Source organism: Micromonospora sp. ATLC16, assembly GCF_057196645.1.
On sequence record NZ_JBXUOW010000034.1, the window covers coordinates 46,863 to 61,952 of the forward strand.

18 protein-coding genes are annotated in these 15,090 nt (G+C 70.7%); 7 read left to right on the plus strand and 11 right to left on the minus strand.

Annotation, left to right across the window (positions count from 1 at the left end; all coding sequences use genetic code 11):
- Positions 1-26: 26 nt before the first annotated feature.
- Positions 27-728 carry a thymidine kinase gene (locus tag AC2CHE_RS16310; RefSeq protein ID WP_484505748.1) on the plus strand — a complete coding sequence of 234 codons (702 nt, stop codon included), beginning with the start codon at positions 27-29 and terminating at the stop codon, positions 726-728.
- A 61-nt stretch (positions 729-789) separates the two neighbouring features.
- Here AC2CHE_RS16310 and AC2CHE_RS16315 read toward each other — a convergent pair whose 3' ends face one another.
- Positions 790-1,248, minus strand: coding sequence for an Rv0361 family membrane protein (locus tag AC2CHE_RS16315; RefSeq protein ID WP_484505731.1), 459 nt, complete (start codon positions 1,246-1,248; stop codon positions 790-792).
- Positions 1,249-1,565: 317 nt separating this feature from the next.
- Here AC2CHE_RS16315 and AC2CHE_RS16320 point away from each other — a divergent pair, with 317 nt between their 5' ends.
- Positions 1,566-2,348 (plus strand): FkbM family methyltransferase, encoded by a 783-nt coding sequence (locus AC2CHE_RS16320; protein WP_484505732.1) that lies wholly within the window; start codon positions 1,566-1,568, stop codon positions 2,346-2,348.
- 9 nt (positions 2,349-2,357) lie between these two features.
- On the opposite strand, the gene AC2CHE_RS16325 is transcribed toward AC2CHE_RS16320, so the two are convergent.
- Positions 2,358-3,356, minus strand: a complete 999-nt coding sequence (locus AC2CHE_RS16325; protein WP_484505733.1) for a tyrosine-type recombinase/integrase — start codon at positions 3,354-3,356, stop codon at positions 2,358-2,360.
- Positions 3,357-3,470: 114 nt separating this feature from the next.
- On the opposite strand from AC2CHE_RS16325, the gene AC2CHE_RS16330 reads away from it, so the two are divergent.
- Positions 3,471-3,935: an HNH endonuclease gene (locus AC2CHE_RS16330; protein WP_484505734.1), complete on the plus strand. Its 465-nt coding sequence runs from the start codon at positions 3,471-3,473 to the stop codon at positions 3,933-3,935.
- Positions 3,936-3,999: 64 nt separating this feature from the next.
- On the opposite strand, the gene AC2CHE_RS16335 is transcribed toward AC2CHE_RS16330, so the two are convergent.
- The 5 genes from AC2CHE_RS16335 to AC2CHE_RS16355 all read right to left on the minus strand — a co-directional run bounded on the left by AC2CHE_RS16335 (position 4,000) and on the right by AC2CHE_RS16355 (position 8,491).
- Positions 4,000-4,581, minus strand: a complete 582-nt coding sequence (locus tag AC2CHE_RS16335) for a DUF1062 domain-containing protein (RefSeq protein WP_484505735.1) — start codon at positions 4,579-4,581, stop codon at positions 4,000-4,002.
- A gap of 316 nt (positions 4,582-4,897) precedes the next feature.
- Positions 4,898-5,635: a VOC family protein gene (locus AC2CHE_RS16340; protein ID WP_484505736.1), complete on the minus strand. Its 738-nt coding sequence runs from the start codon at positions 5,633-5,635 to the stop codon at positions 4,898-4,900.
- A gap of 252 nt (positions 5,636-5,887) precedes the next feature.
- Positions 5,888-6,064, minus strand: coding sequence for a helix-turn-helix domain-containing protein (locus AC2CHE_RS16345; protein WP_484505737.1), 177 nt, complete (start codon positions 6,062-6,064; stop codon positions 5,888-5,890).
- Positions 6,065-7,605: 1,541 nt separating this feature from the next.
- Positions 7,606-7,863: a glutaredoxin family protein gene (locus tag AC2CHE_RS16350; RefSeq protein WP_484505738.1), complete on the minus strand. Its 258-nt coding sequence runs from the start codon at positions 7,861-7,863 to the stop codon at positions 7,606-7,608.
- A 91-nt stretch (positions 7,864-7,954) separates the two neighbouring features.
- A complete protein-coding gene (locus tag AC2CHE_RS16355) occupies positions 7,955-8,491 on the minus strand; it encodes a DnaJ family domain-containing protein (RefSeq protein ID WP_484505739.1) in 537 nt (178 codons plus the stop codon).
- A 48-nt stretch (positions 8,492-8,539) separates the two neighbouring features.
- On the opposite strand from AC2CHE_RS16355, the gene AC2CHE_RS16360 reads away from it, so the two are divergent.
- Positions 8,540-9,190: a LysE family translocator gene (locus AC2CHE_RS16360; protein ID WP_484505740.1), complete on the plus strand. Its 651-nt coding sequence runs from the start codon at positions 8,540-8,542 to the stop codon at positions 9,188-9,190.
- Between the two features lie 38 nt (positions 9,191-9,228).
- Here AC2CHE_RS16360 and AC2CHE_RS16365 read toward each other — a convergent pair whose 3' ends face one another.
- From AC2CHE_RS16365 to AC2CHE_RS16380, 4 genes are all read right to left on the minus strand, one after another.
- A complete protein-coding gene (locus tag AC2CHE_RS16365; RefSeq protein ID WP_484505741.1) occupies positions 9,229-9,369 on the minus strand; it encodes a hypothetical protein in 141 nt (46 codons plus the stop codon).
- Between the two features lie 121 nt (positions 9,370-9,490).
- A complete protein-coding gene (locus tag AC2CHE_RS16370) occupies positions 9,491-10,525 on the minus strand; it encodes a beta-galactosidase (protein ID WP_484505742.1) in 1,035 nt (344 codons plus the stop codon).
- Positions 10,522-11,343: an abortive infection family protein gene (locus AC2CHE_RS16375; RefSeq protein ID WP_484505743.1), complete on the minus strand. Its 822-nt coding sequence runs from the start codon at positions 11,341-11,343 to the stop codon at positions 10,522-10,524. The genes AC2CHE_RS16370 and AC2CHE_RS16375 overlap by 4 nt, the downstream gene beginning before the upstream one ends.
- A 142-nt stretch (positions 11,344-11,485) precedes the next feature.
- Positions 11,486-12,142, minus strand: a complete 657-nt coding sequence (locus tag AC2CHE_RS16380; protein WP_484505744.1) for a recombinase family protein — start codon at positions 12,140-12,142, stop codon at positions 11,486-11,488.
- 427 nt (positions 12,143-12,569) lie between these two features.
- On the opposite strand from AC2CHE_RS16380, the gene AC2CHE_RS16385 reads away from it, so the two are divergent.
- From AC2CHE_RS16385 to AC2CHE_RS16395, 3 genes are all read left to right on the plus strand, one after another.
- Positions 12,570-13,412 carry an alpha/beta hydrolase gene (locus AC2CHE_RS16385; RefSeq protein WP_484505745.1) on the plus strand — a complete coding sequence of 281 codons (843 nt, stop codon included), beginning with the start codon at positions 12,570-12,572 and terminating at the stop codon, positions 13,410-13,412.
- Between the two features lie 240 nt (positions 13,413-13,652).
- Positions 13,653-14,846 (plus strand): Mu transposase C-terminal domain-containing protein, encoded by a 1,194-nt coding sequence (locus AC2CHE_RS16390; protein ID WP_484505746.1) that lies wholly within the window; start codon positions 13,653-13,655, stop codon positions 14,844-14,846.
- A 1-nt stretch (position 14,847) separates the two neighbouring features.
- Positions 14,848-15,090: Mu transposase C-terminal domain-containing protein (locus tag AC2CHE_RS16395; protein WP_484505747.1), on the plus strand; the 243-nt coding region annotated here is incomplete at its 3' end.

Consider the following 15,090-nt stretch of genomic DNA (forward strand, 5'->3'; position numbering starts at 1 on the left):
CGACCGACGACGCCGTACCGACCTGCCTGGCCCGCCCGACCCTGCCCGCTGCGGGCGACAGCCCAGCCGGGTGCGTCGCCGCCCGTGGCGTCGACGGGCGACCGGCACACGCCGCCGCGCTGCGGTTCTACTGGGGGCCGATGGACTGCGGCAAGTCCACGATGGCGCTGCAGATGAACTACAACCATGCCCGGCAGGGCCGCCGGGGACTGGTCACCACCCGCATCGACCGCTCACTCGGCCCGCAGGTGACCACCCGCATCGGGCTGGCTCACGAGGCCATCGAGGTGACCGACTCGCTGGACCTGCGGACCCTGGTCCGCGAGGCCTGGGCCGACGGGGTGCGGGTGGACTACCTGATCTGCGACGAGGCCAGCTTCTACGGGGTCGAGCACGTGGAGCAGATGGCCGACCTGGTCGACAGCTACGACGTCGACGTGTACGCCTTCGGCCTGGCCACCGACTTCCGCTCCAGCCTGTTCCCGGCGGCGCAGCGGCTGTTCGAGCTGGCCGACTCGGTGGCCCGGATCCAGGTCGAGGTGCTCTGCTGGTGCGGCCGTGAGGGCCTGCTCAACGCTCGGGTCGCCGACGGGCGGGTGGCCCGCGAGGGCGCGCAGGTCGTCATCGGCGACACCGTCGACACCGCGGACGTGCGGTACCAGGTGCTCTGCCGCCGACACCACCGCGCTGGTGACCTCGGCCCCGGCAGCGCTGCCACCGGAACCTGAGCGCACGCCCCGGCACAACGCTGCGAACCCTTCCCCGGCCCCGCGAACCGGCGGGGCGGTGTCAGTACGGGTCGCCGCAGACGCGCCAGCCGCCGTCCTCCCGTACCACCGACAGGTCCCGCTGTTCGGTGCTGCCGCTGTCGCGGGTCAGCAGTACGGTGACCTTGCCGTGGGCTCGGCCGCCGCTGGTGGCCACGGAAACGTCCACGATCTCGTAGTCGCGCACCACCGGCGGGGTGCGTACCCAGCTGGTGAAGCCGAGTTCGCTCCACCGGGTGCGGGCGTCGGCGCAGAGCCGCTCGTACGCGCTGCCGGTGTCCCCCGTGGTGACCTCGCGCAGGAACACCTCAGCGGTCTGGCGCACCGGGGCGGCGGCCTGGGTGACCAGTTGCAGGTTCCAGGCGCCCAGCCCGGCGACCCCGACACAGCACAGCGCCGTCCCGGCTGCCGCGACGACGAGGCCGACCCGCATCGGTTGGCGTCGCCGGGCCGGTCTGTCCCACGGCTGCGCAGCGCCCACACCACTCGACGGTAGAAGATCGGCCGCCGCGGCGTGCGGGAAAGGGGACGTGGCGGTGCGGAACCGGACCGCAACTTCCAAGTCCGGGCTTCTGGCCGGATGGCGATCACGGGAAGCGGTCCCGCGCCGTTCTGAGAACGACCGCGATCGGCCGGGTCCGCCGGTCTCCGGTGAACGGGCACCGCCGCCGCCGCGATGATCGTGATCGCCGGCCCGTGTCCGATCGGTGGTCCGGGACCGCGCGGTTTGTCACCGGAGGTGACCGGGGGCCGCGCGGATCGCCACGATGGGTACGGGGTGCGGGTTAAGGTGCTGCGATGGGTACCCATTCCGCCGCGGTCGAGGCCCTCAAGACCGACCCGCGCACCTCCTCCCTGCGCCGATCGCTTGAGGTCTACTACGGCAACCCCGACCGGGACGCGGCGATGGACGCCTTCTACGCCCGCTTCGTCGGCCCCGGCGACCTGGTCTTCGACATCGGCTCGCACGTCGGGGACCACATCGGCAGCTTCCGCCGGCTCGGTGCCCGGGTCATCGCCGTCGAGCCGCAACCGCTGTGCCTGCGGGCGTTGCGGGCCATCTACGCCGACGACGGCCAGGTCACGCTGGTCGAGGCGGCCTGCGGTGCCCGACCCGGGCGGATCGGCTTCCTGGTCAACTCGGCCAACCCCACCGTCTCCACCGCCTCCACCGACTTCGTCACCGCCGCGGCGGGCGCGGGAGGCTGGGAGGGCCAGGTCTGGGACGGCCAGATCGAGGTACCGGTGACCACCGTCGACACGCTGATCGCCGAGCACGGCACCCCGAACTTCGTCAAGATCGACGTGGAGGGCTTCGAGGACGCCGTGCTCGCCGGGCTGAGTCATCCCCTGCCCGCCCTGTCCTTCGAGTTCACCACGATCGGACGGGCGGTCGCGGTGCGCTGTCTGGACCGGCTCTCCGGCCTCGGCTTCGACGGATTCGACGTGGCCCTCGGCGACGACAAGTCACTGACCCTGGGGCGCTGGGTCGATGCCGAGGAGATGGCCGCGCACCTGCTCGCGCTGCCACACGAGGCCAACTCCGGCGACGTGTACTGCGTCCGCACTGCGCGCGGTTGACTCCGCCGCTCAGCCGCGGCGGCGGGCCCGCGCCGCCCAGATGGCGTACGCCGGATCCCGGTCCAGGTTGTGCCGGTCCCGGTCGTAGCGGCGGGTGGTGCGCGGATCGGCGTGGCCCATCGCGTCCTGCACGTCCTCCAGCGGCACCCCCTCGGAGCGCGCGGTGGTGGCGAAGGCGTGCCGCAGCGAGTGCGGTGACAGCCGGGCCCATGCGTCGATCCCCGCGCTGCGGGCCAGCCGCCGGACCAACCGGAACACCGAGTGCCGGTCGAGGCGGGCGCCGCTGGCGGTGACCAGCAACGGGCCGGTCAACTCCGCCACCTCCACCCGCAGCGCGGCGGCCCGCTCGGCCAGGTACGCGTCGACGGCGTACGCCGTGCCCGGAGTCAGCGCCCGACGGCGTGACCGTCCGCCCTTGCCGACGAAGCGCACGCTGCGGTGTCCCCGCTCGGCGCCCAGGTCGTCCAGGTTCAGCGAGACCAACTCCCCCACCCGCAGTCCCAGGTCGGCGAGCAGCGCGACGGCGGCCCGGCTGCGGGCAGCGGTCGGCCCGGTCTCGGCCTCGGCCGCCGCGAGCAGCGCGTCCACCTCATCGGGGGCCAGACCGACGGTGGCCGAGTGGTCCCGGTCGACCCGTGGCCGGTCGGCTCCGGCCACCGGGTTGAGTTCCACCGCCCGCAGTTTGACCAGGAAGTCGTACCAGCTCGACAACGCGGACAGTTTCCGGGCCACCGTCGCCGCGGTCAGCGGGCGGCCGGTCCGGGCGGAAACGCTGTTCTCCAACGCCCGCCCGTACTCGTTGACATGCAGGAAGTTCGCGCGCAGCGGGTCCAGTTCCCGGGCGGCGCACCAGGCCAGCCAGCCGGCGACGTCCCGACGGTACGCATCGCGGGTGTGTTCGCTCAACCGTCGGTTACGCAACCATGCGTCGGTGACGGCCATCGGACCGTCGGGCAGGGCCGGATAGGCCGATGGGCGGTACTGCACCGAAGTGTCGTGCGGACGCATGTGAAAAATGCTCTCAGCCACGCTGCGGGTTGACGATCAGGCGCGCCGACACATCATGATCGGCCGCCGGTGGTCAGGGGGCACCACGTCGTACCCGGCCCCTACGCTGACCCGGTGCTGTCTCAGGTCAACGGTCTGTCCCGACACTTCACCGAGGGCACCCTGCGGGCGTACCTGCTGAGCCGGTCGACGCGGACCGACACCGGATGCCTCATCGTGCGCGGCTACGGCAGCCGGCGCGGCGTCCACCAGAAGCTCGCCGGACGGGCGTGGGCGCACATTGCGGCGTACGTGGTATTCGTCGGCGGCTACGACCCCGCCCTCGACGTCGGCCACGACTGCGGGGCGCCGGACTGCATCGAGCCAACCCATCTACGCCAGCTCAGCCACGCGGACACCTGCCGGGAACGCACCCAGCGTCCACGCTGCCGCAACGGGCACGAACGGGAGACCGATCCGACGGGCCGGCTGCGGCGGGTCTGCCGGACCTGCAACCGGCTGGCGCAGCAACGCTGGCGTGAGCGTCAGGCGGCAGAGGTGGCGCAGGCCCGTGCGGCGTACGGCCGAGCGTCGTCCTGACCATCTCCGGCCGCGCGTCGTGTGGCCGGGGCGCACCGATCGGCCCGCCCCGGCCACGTACCGGTCAGCGGCTCCGGTCGCCGCCCGGATCCGGCGGCAGCACCGTGAAGGTGAACGCCACGCGTGTCGGACGGCGCAGCGAGATGCCGCACGTGATCCGACGCAGAACCTCGCTCCTGCTGAGGCCGAGCCCGTGCGCGATGAGCTTCTGCGGGCGTACCGGAACCGGGTCGTCGAAGGCCACGTCCACTCGGACGGGCCACGCGACGTCGAGCACTGCCGGCGGGGCCACCAGCCGCCAGGCTCCGGTCCAGTCGAGGGTGACCCGGTTACGCCGGGCGAACTGCGGATCGAGCAGCCTGGACGCCACCAGGTCCGCGTCGTTCACCCGGTAACCGGTCAGCTCGACCGGATCGAACGAGCTGACCGGAGTTCGCTCGTACACCGTCAGTTTGCTGGTTCGATCGCAGGACACACAGCGGACCAGCAGCCACACGTCCAGCAACTTGTGGTTGGCGTTGACGCGGAACCTGCCGGGGCCGGTGGTAGCCGAGGTCGACCGGCAGTCCAGGCACCGCAGCGACAGCAGCGGCAGCCTGGTCCGCCGGACGACCCAGGGCAGCACGACATGAGGTGGTGCGGACACGATTGCTCCGAAGACCTGACACGAGGCCGATTGCGCGCGGCCTCAAGCGCTGTACGACCGGGCGCGCGAGGGCAGCCCGGCGAGGCCGACGAGGACGCCGGCTACCAGTGCGGAAAGGTGTCAGGTGCAGAGAGCAGGTGGGGTCACGCGGGGATGTGTCCTCTGTCTTCGCTGCGACGGGGTCGTCGGCAATCTACGGTGAGGCCCGGGCGAGGCTCAACCGCTTTTCGTCCGGATCAACTCGCCGTAGCTCGACGTGCCGGTGCGGCTGACGGTCGGCGACCCTGCGGCGGCTCGGCCGGCGGGGTACGCGCCGTCAGCCGGGGCCGAGGACGCAGAAATCGTTGCTCTCGGGGTCGGCCAGGCACCGCCACGACACGTCGCCCTGACCCACGTCCACGGCTGTGGCGCCGAGCGCCTCCAGCCGCGCCACCTCCGCCGCCTGATCATCACCGGAGTACGGCTTCAGGTCCAGGTGGACCCGGCTCCACCAACTCCTCGGCCCCGACGTGCGGAGGAACTCCAGGTACGGTCCGACGCCCTGGGCCGACCGTAACCGCGCATGGTCATCGGTCACCTCGTGCACCGTCCAGTCGGTCGCCTCACCCCAGAAGCCGGCCATGGCGCGCGGATCCGCGCAGTCGACCACCACCGCCGCGATCGGCCCGGTGTCCCGGTAGATCTCCCGAGGCTCCAACACGCAGAACACGTTGCCCTCCGGGTCGGCCAGCACCGTCCACGGGACGTCGCCCTGACCCACGTCCGCGGGCGTCGCGCCGAGATCCATCAGGCGGCCGACCAACTCTGCCCGATGGGCCGCAGAGGTGGTGGCGAGGTCGAGGTGTACGCGGTAGCGCACCGTCTCCGGATCCGGGACGATGACGACGTCGATGCAGACGGCGCTCGGGTCCGGCCAGGCGAAGTCCACGGGTTCGACGTTGACCACGCCGGGCTCCTCGATGGAGACGCCCCAGCCGAGTGCGTCCGCCCAGAACCGGCCGAGCGCTGATTCGTCCCGAGCCTTGAAGTTCACCTGAACAAGCCGCAGCGCCATGCCGCCGATCCTATGCCCAGCCAGACGGGCCTCACCCGACCGAACACACCAGGCTGACTGCTTACGCACAATAACAGTCATTATGATGTGCGTACGTTATGTCCGATTGTTGGGCGGTAATTAAAGTATTTCTGTCAACGGAAATCCGATAATTTGCGAGCAGGGCGCCAAGACGGCACCCGTGCCGAAAAACCAACGGATATGGCGTGAGCTGTGCGGATGGGGCCTTGGGGCCGTGGGCTGGCAACGGCTTCAGCCTGGGGAAGTCTCGGCCCGCAGGTAGGCGTACACGGTCTCGCGGCTGATGCCGAACTCCTTGGCCAGCACGGACTTGCGTTCGCCGGCCGCGGCGCGCTGCTGCAACTGCCGGGACTGCTCTGTGGCGAGTGCGGGTTTGCGGCCGGTGTAGACGCCGCGCTGTTTGGCCACGGCGATACCCTCGCGCTGGCGTTCGAGGATGAGGCACGCTCGAACTCGGCGAAGGCGCCCATGACCGACAGCAGCAGGGTGGCCATCGGTGATTCCTCGCCGGTGAAGGTGAGGTTCTCCTTGACGAACTCCACCAGCGTCCCGGGTTCGCCACTGGCTTGGACGATGGCCGCCGCGGCGACGTGCCGGCGGGCCGCCGGCCTCGTGGGCTGCTTGTCGCGTAGCAACGCGAGCAGGTCGCGGTCACCGGCAGCTCGTCGTTCCCGATGACCAACTAATCCTGAGTCAGGTCGGCGTCGCCGTCGATGAGGTGCTCCAGGTGCTGCGCCGCCCGCCGCACTTGCTGAGCTTCGGCGGCCGGTGGCTGAACTCGGCGAGGTCCGCCAGCTCGTCCAGGTGCCGGGCGGCGGCCTCGGCCTCGGCCGGGTCCAGGTGCAGCGGGGCTGTAGACCCCCGCCCGCGTGTACTCGATGCCGGCGGGGTCGAACGTGATGAAGGAACTGGAGGAGTTCCTGCGTGGCCGGGCGTTGGAGCGCGACTCGCCGACCACGCACGCCGCCTCCGACCCGCTGCGCGCCGCCAGGCAGGCCGCAGACGCCGGCCGGACTGTCCCAGGCGATGGACGCCCTCGAACAGGCCGCCGCCAATGCGGCCCTGCACTACAACATCAGGCGCCCTGATCCGCATGACCGACTGACCGACGTCCGGCTGGGGTAGGACTATCTACCACGGTCGGATTGGCTGGTGGGTTCACCCGTCGGGCTGCTCGCAACAGCCACAGTGCGATCAGCCAGATGGCGGCTAGCGGCATACCGATGGGCACGAGTAGCGGCAGCCACCAGCCGACCAGCACGACGGCGACGGGGACCGCCAGACACGCGGCCAACACGGCGGTCGTACGCGCCGGCCACACGTACGACGTGATCAGAGGGATCGTCACGAAAACGGTGGCCGCGAACGCGCTCGCCGCGACACCCCAAGAACCTCTCGCTGTGGCAGCGGGGGTGGATACCAAGCTGACCCCCCAGATCAAAGCCGGGACCGCCACCACCCCGGTGGCCAACCACATAGAATGCCGGGACATCCGGGCAATCGTCGCTGCGTCGGCCCGCCGGCTGATCAGCGCCGCCGCTGCCGCCAGGACGGCAAGGCAGCCGAGGCCCACGAGCACCAGCGCTGGAAGCACCTTGCCGGTGCCGTCGGGACACTGCATATCTTCCCCGGGCAGCACATCCCCGCCGGCTGGGCGACATCCGACTCTCAGGGCGGACATCACCAGCAGCCCGACCCCACCGGTGACCGCGCCGACCACTCCGGCTGTGCACCCGGTGGCGAGGTACAGGAGAAACAGTTGGTCCCGGCTGAACCGGCGTCGAGGACGCTGCTGCGACATCCCGATCCTCTCCGAGGCTGCCAGTGGCTGCTATGCCTGGGTTGTCACTCAGTCGAAATCGTAGCGGAGATCGTCACTACGAACCGGTCCAGCGCTGACGATGCGCGGCGCGGCGAGAAACGCGGGCCGAGCCGACCGGTGCCCGGTGTCAGGGCCGGGCGAGGGTGGCGACGAACGCCGCACGCGGGTTGACCAACCACTGCCCGGCGACGTGCACGGTGGGAACGGTTTCGTTGCCGTCGGCCACCGCCCGCACCGCTGCCGCTGCGGCCGGGTCGGCCCAGATGTCGACCTCGGTGAAGGCGAGCTTGCGACGCTTGAGGCTGCGGCGCAGCAGGTAACAGTAGGGGCAGCCGGGCCGGCTGTAGACGGTGATCGGCAACTGCTTCCTGGGAGCGGTGTTCACGGTCGGTCCTGTCCGGTCTCGGCGAATCGGTCGGCTCGTTGGTGGTCGACCTGCTCAGTGGACCTGCTGAGCAGGACACGCAGCGTTGCCATCACGTGGCCCGGCGACGGAACCAGGAACGCCGCCGAGGAACCGGCGGTTCGGCGGCGGGCGACGACGGGGCGGCCTTGCGCCGCTCGTCCTGCCAGCGGCGCACCACCTCGTCGACGTTTACCGGACGCACCACCACCCGTGGCCCGGACGGGTTACGCAGCCAGGCCAGCACCTCGGCGTTGAGATCGGCCACGACCGCCCGCACCGCCTGCTCGGTGGGCAGTTCCCGGACCTCGTCGGGAAGTTGCTCGATGCGGCGACGCAGCAGCAGCGGCGTGGGCAACAACAGGTTCGTCGGAAGCTGTTCGCGCTCCAGGAAACTCTTGATCCACCAGGACTCGTCGTAGGGCAGGCCCCGGCCGGCGATCGGTTTGCCCGCACCGGGCAGGTTGTCGAACTCGCCGCGCTCCTGAGCCGAGCGGATCTGCGCCTCGACCGACGCCTCCCACCGCATCTCCACCGTCGTCACCTCCCCGGCCAACCGTAACGTGACCACCATCTCCCGACGACGCAGCGTCACGGACCCGACCGGCATTCCCCGATGCCCTAGGCTCGGACACACGGTGGGACGGGGGGCACGGGCATGGTCAGTACAGCCGGAATCGTCGGCATCGCGTTCGTCGCCCTCGGGATGGTGCTGACGCCGGGGCCGAACATGGTCTACCTGGTGTCGCGGTCGGTGACCCAGGGCCGCCGGGCCGGGCTGATCTCGCTGCTCGGGGTCGCCGCCGGCTTCGCGGTCTACCTCGGTGCGGCGGTCGCCGGCATCGCCACCGTGTTCGTGCTGGTGCCGGCGCTGTACACGGCGGTCAAGCTGGCCGGCGCGGCGTACCTGCTGTGGCTGGCGTGGCAGGCGCTGCGCCCAGGCGGGCAGTCACCGTTCGATCCGGCGCCGCTGCCGCCGGATCCGGCCCGGCGGCTGTTCACCATGGGCCTGGTCACCAACCTGCTCAACCCGAAGATCGCCATCCTGTACGTGTCGCTGCTGCCGCAGTTCATCGACCCGGCACGCGGCAACGTCGCCGGGCAGAGCCTGCTGCTCGGGCTCACCCAGATCACCGTGGCGTTGACGGTGAACACGCTGATCGTGCTCACCGCCGGTGGCATCGCCGGCTTCCTCGGCCGGCATCCGCTGTGGCTGCGCGTACAGCGGATGCTGATGGGCACGGTGCTGGCGGCGATGGCGGTGCGGATCGCCGCCGACCGGTCCCGCGCCGCCGTCGCCACCGGCTGAGCCCCCGCACCGCAAACGGCTGGGCCGCCCGGTCAAGGTCAGCGGCGTGCCGTCCCGATGGCCGCGTCCAGCAGTTGCTCCAGGACCGCGCGGGTGGGCAGGTGCGACAGTAGGTGGGCCACGCTGCGGTCGGCGTACCGCCGCTCCTCGTCGCCGGGTGCGTCCAGGACGGCACTCACCTGGCCGAAGACGTAGTTGGCGAGGCTGGTGACCGCGCCCCGGAACGCGGCCAGGTCCAGCGGCGGCAGGGTGCCCGTTCCCGACGCGCTGATGCGAGATCAGCCAGCCAGAGCCGACCGATCAATCCTTGTGCTCGCGGAGCACCGCGACATCACCGGGCGCCAGGGTGACCGCCCGTTCGATCGGCGTCGCGGTGAGCAGTTCCACTCCACGCGCGGGTACGCGCAACTCGTGGCCGGTGTGGTTGAGCAGGAACAGCCAACTGGTCTCGCCGTCGCGACGGCGTACCGCCTCGACCCCCTCGGGTGCGTCGGGGCAGACGGTGGTGACGCCGGCCGCCCGGGCGGCGGTGTCGAGCAGCCGCCGGTAGGAGGTGTCGTCGGGACGGGTGGACACATACCAGGCGGTGCCGGCGCCGACCCGGTGCCGGGTGATGGCCCGCATCGCGTCGAGTACGCCCCCGGTGTAGGAGACGACGGTGTCGGCGCCGGTCAGGCGCAGCGTCTCGGCCCAGATCCGTCCGGTCCCGCCGTCGTCGAGTCGGACGCGGTCGACGGCGTCGAGGGGGTGGAACTCCTCGGCGTACGCGCCGAGCAGTTCCCGAAGTGCGCCGGGGTAGCCGCCGAGGCGTACCCGGGCGTGTTCGTCGGCGACGCCGCTGAGGTAGGTGGCCAGCAGGTGCCCGCCGGCATCGACGTGGCCGCGCAGCCATTCCGCGGTGGCGTCGTCGATCAGGTAGAGGGCCGGCAGGACGAGCAGCCAGTAGTCGTCGAGCGGATCGCCCGGGGTGAGCGTGTCGCTGGCGTACCCGCTGCGATACAGGGCCCGGTGCGCGGCGGCGAGTTCGTCGTGGTGGTCCGGCAGGGCCGACGGCAGGCCCGGGTGGCGCAGCGCCCAGCCGCTGGCCGCGTCGACCACCAGCGCCACGGCCGCCTCGACGCTGCCCCGGACCTCGCCGAGCTTCCGCAACGCGGCACCGAGTGCGACGGTCTCCCGGAACACCCGGCTGTCCGGGCCGGCGTGCGGCACCAGGGCGGAGTGGAAGCGTTCGGCGCCGCCGGCCGGTGCCCGCCACTGGAAGAACATCGTGTTGAACGACGTCTGATCTTCAGTGGATGCGACATCGATCTTCAGTGCCTTTCCGGTTGAGATCACGTCAGTTCCTTGCGCCAGGGGGCCTTGGGGTCCGCGAGCGTGTCGAGCATGAGTTGGCACCAGGTGAACGCGGCGTTCACGGCGAGGTGAGCGTGGCGGGGACCAAGACCGACTGGAGCGGTGGCGGGACCATGACCGGTGCCATAGCCGCGGTTGCGAAGTTCGGCGAGCCCGATGGCGATACCCGAAACGGAGCCAAGGATCTTCTTGATCGCGTCGCTGCCGTCCGGGCCGGGCGCCTTCGAGGACGGGTGGAGGCCGAGGGCTTGCTGGGCGCTTCGGACGAGCGCGGGGAGGTCGTCCTTGTCGTCGACCGGCTGACCGCGTTCCTTGAGCACGACCTTTGCCGTGCTCTCGACGAGTTCCTTGGCGCTGCCTACGGCGAGGGCGGGGTCGTCCAGGACCGCGTGCTGGATGCGGGTGAGTTGCTGGCGGATCGCCGACGCGTCAGTGATGTTCTGCAGGGACGAGGGAGCGAAGCGTGGTCCACCGGAAGCTATGTGGCCTGTTTCCTCATCGACCGTGTAGCCGTCACGGCGCAGGGAGTTGAGAAGCTTGCTCGTGTACTGCGGCTCGAAACCCTGGATGAGGCGCTCGAACACGCGCAGCGCCCGGCTGACCTGGTTGATGTCGGTCCAGTCGATGGCTTCGAGGTACTCCTGCGTCGTGACACGCCGAACGCTGCTGTCCTGGTACGTGCTGTCGGGATTCGGTGCGAAGAGCTCGTCCTGGAAGGCTGCACCGATCGCGCCGACGGTGCTCCCCGTCATGAGATCCCGGAAGAGCCCGCGGGTGGTCCGGCTGACGAGGTCGCTCACGCGGCGCCACCCCTGCTGCCGGTGAGCGTGCCGGCGTCGACGATGGACTTCGTCGGATGAGGGCGCTCGTGGCCAATACGGCCGTGGTCGGCGGAGGTCATTGAGGAGCGGGGCTGCCCGCGCCGTGCGAGGAGTAGGCAGATCATGCGGTCAGCTCAATGCGGGCCCGGCCCGCGGCACGTAGCTCGCGTAGGTCGGGGATGTGGTTGTAGAGGGTGCCGGGGCTGACGCCGAGGAGGCGGGCGATGGAGGCGACGCTGGCGTCGGGGTTGGGCAGCAGGTCGCGGGCGGAGCGGATCAGCTCGGTGTTGATAACGGTGGGGCGTCCGCCGACGCGGCCGCGGGCGCGGGCGGCGGCGAGGCCTTCGCGGGTGCCGGAGACGATGAGTTCGCGGATGAATTCGGCCAGGGCGGCGAAGACGTGGAAGACGAGCCGGCCGCCAGGGGTGGTGGTGTCGAGGTTCTCATAGAGCGAGGTGAAGCCGACGTCACGGCCGCGGAGCTCGGTGACGGTGGTGATCAGGTCTTGCAGGGATCGGCCGAGACGGTCGAGGGCCGGGACGACGAGGGTGTCGCCGGGGGCCATGAATGCGAGGCAGGCGGTGAGCTCGGGCCGGTCGGCGTCCTTGCCGGAAAGTTTCTCGGAGAAGATGCGCCGGCAGCCGGCGGCGCGCAGCGCGTCGAGTTGCCGTTCGAGTTTCTGTCCGCCGGTGGAGACCCGGGCGTAGCCGATGCGGATCTCGGTGGGATGCGCCGGTGCCGGGGCGAGCAGTTCGGTGGGGTCGAGAGCGTCTGGCACCTGTTCATGGTGTCAAAAAAGGGTGCCCAGTGGGTTGTTGAACTCGCCGGTTTTTGACGGAGTTTTTGACGCCCCTGAGGGTACCGCGAGGGGTCTGATCGGGATCGTCAGAAAACGATGGTTTGTTGAAGCTACAGGCCTTGCCAGAAGGGACTTGAACGATGCCGGCATTGATCGGTAGGGTTGTGCCGTGCCCCGGATGGGCCGACACGATGGAGGCAGCAGCTTCAGCCGCCGCTGAGCTATGGCGCGTTATCTGCGTCGCTCGCCGGTCGAGCCTATCCGGAATCTCATGTCGCTTCGGCCGCCGCATGTGAACCTTGCGGCGTGCCGGTGGGGCGTGCTGTACGCCGGCTCGTAGCTCAAACGAGTTTCTCGGCTGTCTGTTGCTGCTTCCGTCGTTATCACCAACGACGCGAAGGATCACATGACCACCGACCCGACCAGTACCACCACTGCGCGCCAGGACGCGGTGGGGGCCGACACCGCGGGCGTACGGCGCGACCACGCCGCCGGCGAACCCGACATCACCTCCTACCCGGCTGATGAGCGTTTTCCCGGCCGGCGACCGGCAGTGCTCGTGCTGCCAGGAGGCGGATACCGATTCCACACTGAGCACGAGGGCGAAGGCTATGCCCGCTGGTTGAGCGGTATCGGGCTCCACGCGTTCGTCCTGCGGTACCCGCTGATGACCGACCACCGCTTCCCTGCACCGCTGGAGTCCGGCCGTGCCGCCCTGGAGTGGATCCGTAGCGGCAAGCATGGATTGGACGTTGGTGAGCGCGTCGGCGTCATCGGCTCGAGCGCCGGCGGGCATCTCGCCGGACTGCTGGCGACCGGCACGGTGCTGTCGACGGAACAGCTGGTCGCGCTGCCGCCGCGGCCGGACTTCGCGGTCCTCGCCTACTCACCAGCGGATCTGCACCTACTGCCGGATGAGCCGGTGCAGTGGATCCTCGACGGGCAGATGGAACTGCGCGAGGAGCTGTCACCGGCTCGCAACATCGACGCTGACACCTGTCCGACCTTCCTGTGGGCCACCGCCGAGGACCCGCCGGGGTTCCCGAACGCCCTCGCGTACGCGAGGGCGTTGTTCGACGCAGGCATTCCCGTGGAGCTGCACATTTATCCGCGGGGATGGCACGGCCTCGGCTTGGCGAACGGAGTCGCCTACGGCGCGCACGGTGCCATCCACATTCCGCACACGGCCCGCTGGGCCCAGGCATGCGAGGCGTGGCTCGGCGCGGAAGGGTTCCTGCCGGCCGGCTGACCGCAAACTTCGAGGCCATGTTCTGGATCCGCCTCGGGGGTGTCGCGCTCCGCTTCCGCATGACTACCACGGGGGTCATGCGGAAGCGGGTGGCACACGCCAATCGTTGATTTTCGCTGGAAGCTACGGCGGGCCACTCAGGGCGGCCACCGGCGGTGCTTGACACCGTCCATCGTGGTCGATCTGATCTCCACCAGTATCGGTGATCTTGACCCGAGACGGTGCGGAGGTGAGGACGACATGGCACGGCCCAGCGCCGAGCAGTGGAGCGCCGCGCTGCATCAGCTGTGCCAGGCCCACGCGGCAGGACAGCGCACCACCGCGATGGTCCGGCTGGTCGCGGGCGGGCTCGGCGTGAGCGAACGGGCGGTGTGGCTGCGCCTGGCCGACGATGTACCGGCCGCCGAGCAGCGGTTCCGGCTTTCGCCGACCGACCGGGCGGCGTACACCGACTTCCGTGGCAACGTGACCGCGGTGCACCGGGCCCGGGCCGCGGTACTGGCCGGGCGCAGCGCGGCGGCCGGGCTTGCCATTGCCGCCGAGTTCGCCGCCGGGTGGGCCGGCGCCGAGCCGGTGTCGCTGCGCACCCTGCAGCGCGCGTTCGCCGCCGAGCTGACTCCGGCTCAGGCTGCGGCCGCGGCGGGCGGGGACCGGGCCCGGCGGGCGAAGCTGGTCTACCTGCGCCGGGCTGCCACGTTTCGCAACCAGGTGTGGGAGGGCGACCACAAGAACCTGCCGATCATGGTCCTGCCACCGCGCGGCCCGGCGAGTTCGCCGTGGGTGACGATGTTCGTCGACGACGCCACCCGGGTCATCGTCGGCTGGGCGATCGCGCTCACCCCGCACGCCGGCACGGTGCTGACCGCCCTGCGGATGGGGATGCTGCCCGACGACACCGGCCCCGGCTGCGGCGTGCCCGGGATGCTGCGCCTGGACCACGGCCTGGAGTTCGCCGCCGACTCCGTACGCGACGCCGCGCACGCGCTCGGCGTCGAGGTGGCGGTGATGCCGGCCTATCACCCCAACGCCAAGGGCAAGATCGAACGGGCCAACCGCAGCGTCGACCAGATCCTGCTGTCGATGCTGCCCGGCTTCCTCGAAGGCCCCCGCGAGCTGTCCGGCCGGCTGTCCGGGCCCCTCGACGACCGCCCGGCCGCCCGCGCCGGCTACGAACACGCGGCAGCTGGCGGCGCCGACCCGGCCGACCTCCCGATGCGCTGGACCGTGTTCGTCGACCGGTTCACCGCCTGGGTGATCTGGTACAACACCGAACACGGGCACACCGGCATTGGCGGGCGGACACCGGCCGAGGCGTGGGCGCAGGATCCGACCCCGCTGCGGCTGATGCCCGAGGACGAGCTGCGGCACCTGCTGCTGGCCGACGCCGGGCGCACCGTGCAGGCCGACGGCATCCACTTCCGCAACCTGGTCTAACGTGTGCCCGGCCGGGCTGCTGCGCGAGCGTCGCGGCCAGCGGGTCCGGCTGCGCTACATGCCGCACGACGACCGGTTCGTGCACGTCTACCTCGACGGGCAGTACCTGAGCACCTGCTACCCGGACAACGCCCTGTCCGACGAGCAGGCCGAGCAGTTCTACGCCGCCGCCCGAGCCGCCGAACGCGCCGCCGCGGCCGACAAACGCGCCGCCCGCCGCCGTGGCCGCCGCCGGCTGACCGCC

Bases quoted from the DNA above. Each gene is read 5' to 3' on its own strand.
- AC2CHE_RS16355 (WP_484505739.1), bottom strand. From the start codon at position 8,491: ATGCCGGTCGGGTCCGTGACGCTGCGTCGTCGGGAGATGGTGGTCACG.
- AC2CHE_RS16320 (WP_484505732.1), top strand. From the start codon at position 1,566: ATGGGTACCCATTCCGCCGCGGTCGAGGCCCTCAAGACCGACCCGCGC.
- AC2CHE_RS16325 (WP_484505733.1), bottom strand. From the start codon at position 3,356: ATGCGTCCGCACGACACTTCGGTGCAGTACCGCCCATCGGCCTATCCG.
- AC2CHE_RS16385 (WP_484505745.1), top strand. From the start codon at position 12,570: ATGACCACCGACCCGACCAGTACCACCACTGCGCGCCAGGACGCGGTG.
- AC2CHE_RS16390 (WP_484505746.1), top strand. From the start codon at position 13,653: ATGGCACGGCCCAGCGCCGAGCAGTGGAGCGCCGCGCTGCATCAGCTG.
- AC2CHE_RS16360 (WP_484505740.1), top strand. From the start codon at position 8,540: ATGGTCAGTACAGCCGGAATCGTCGGCATCGCGTTCGTCGCCCTCGGG.
- AC2CHE_RS16340 (WP_484505736.1), bottom strand. From the start codon at position 5,635: ATGGCGCTGCGGCTTGTTCAGGTGAACTTCAAGGCTCGGGACGAATCA.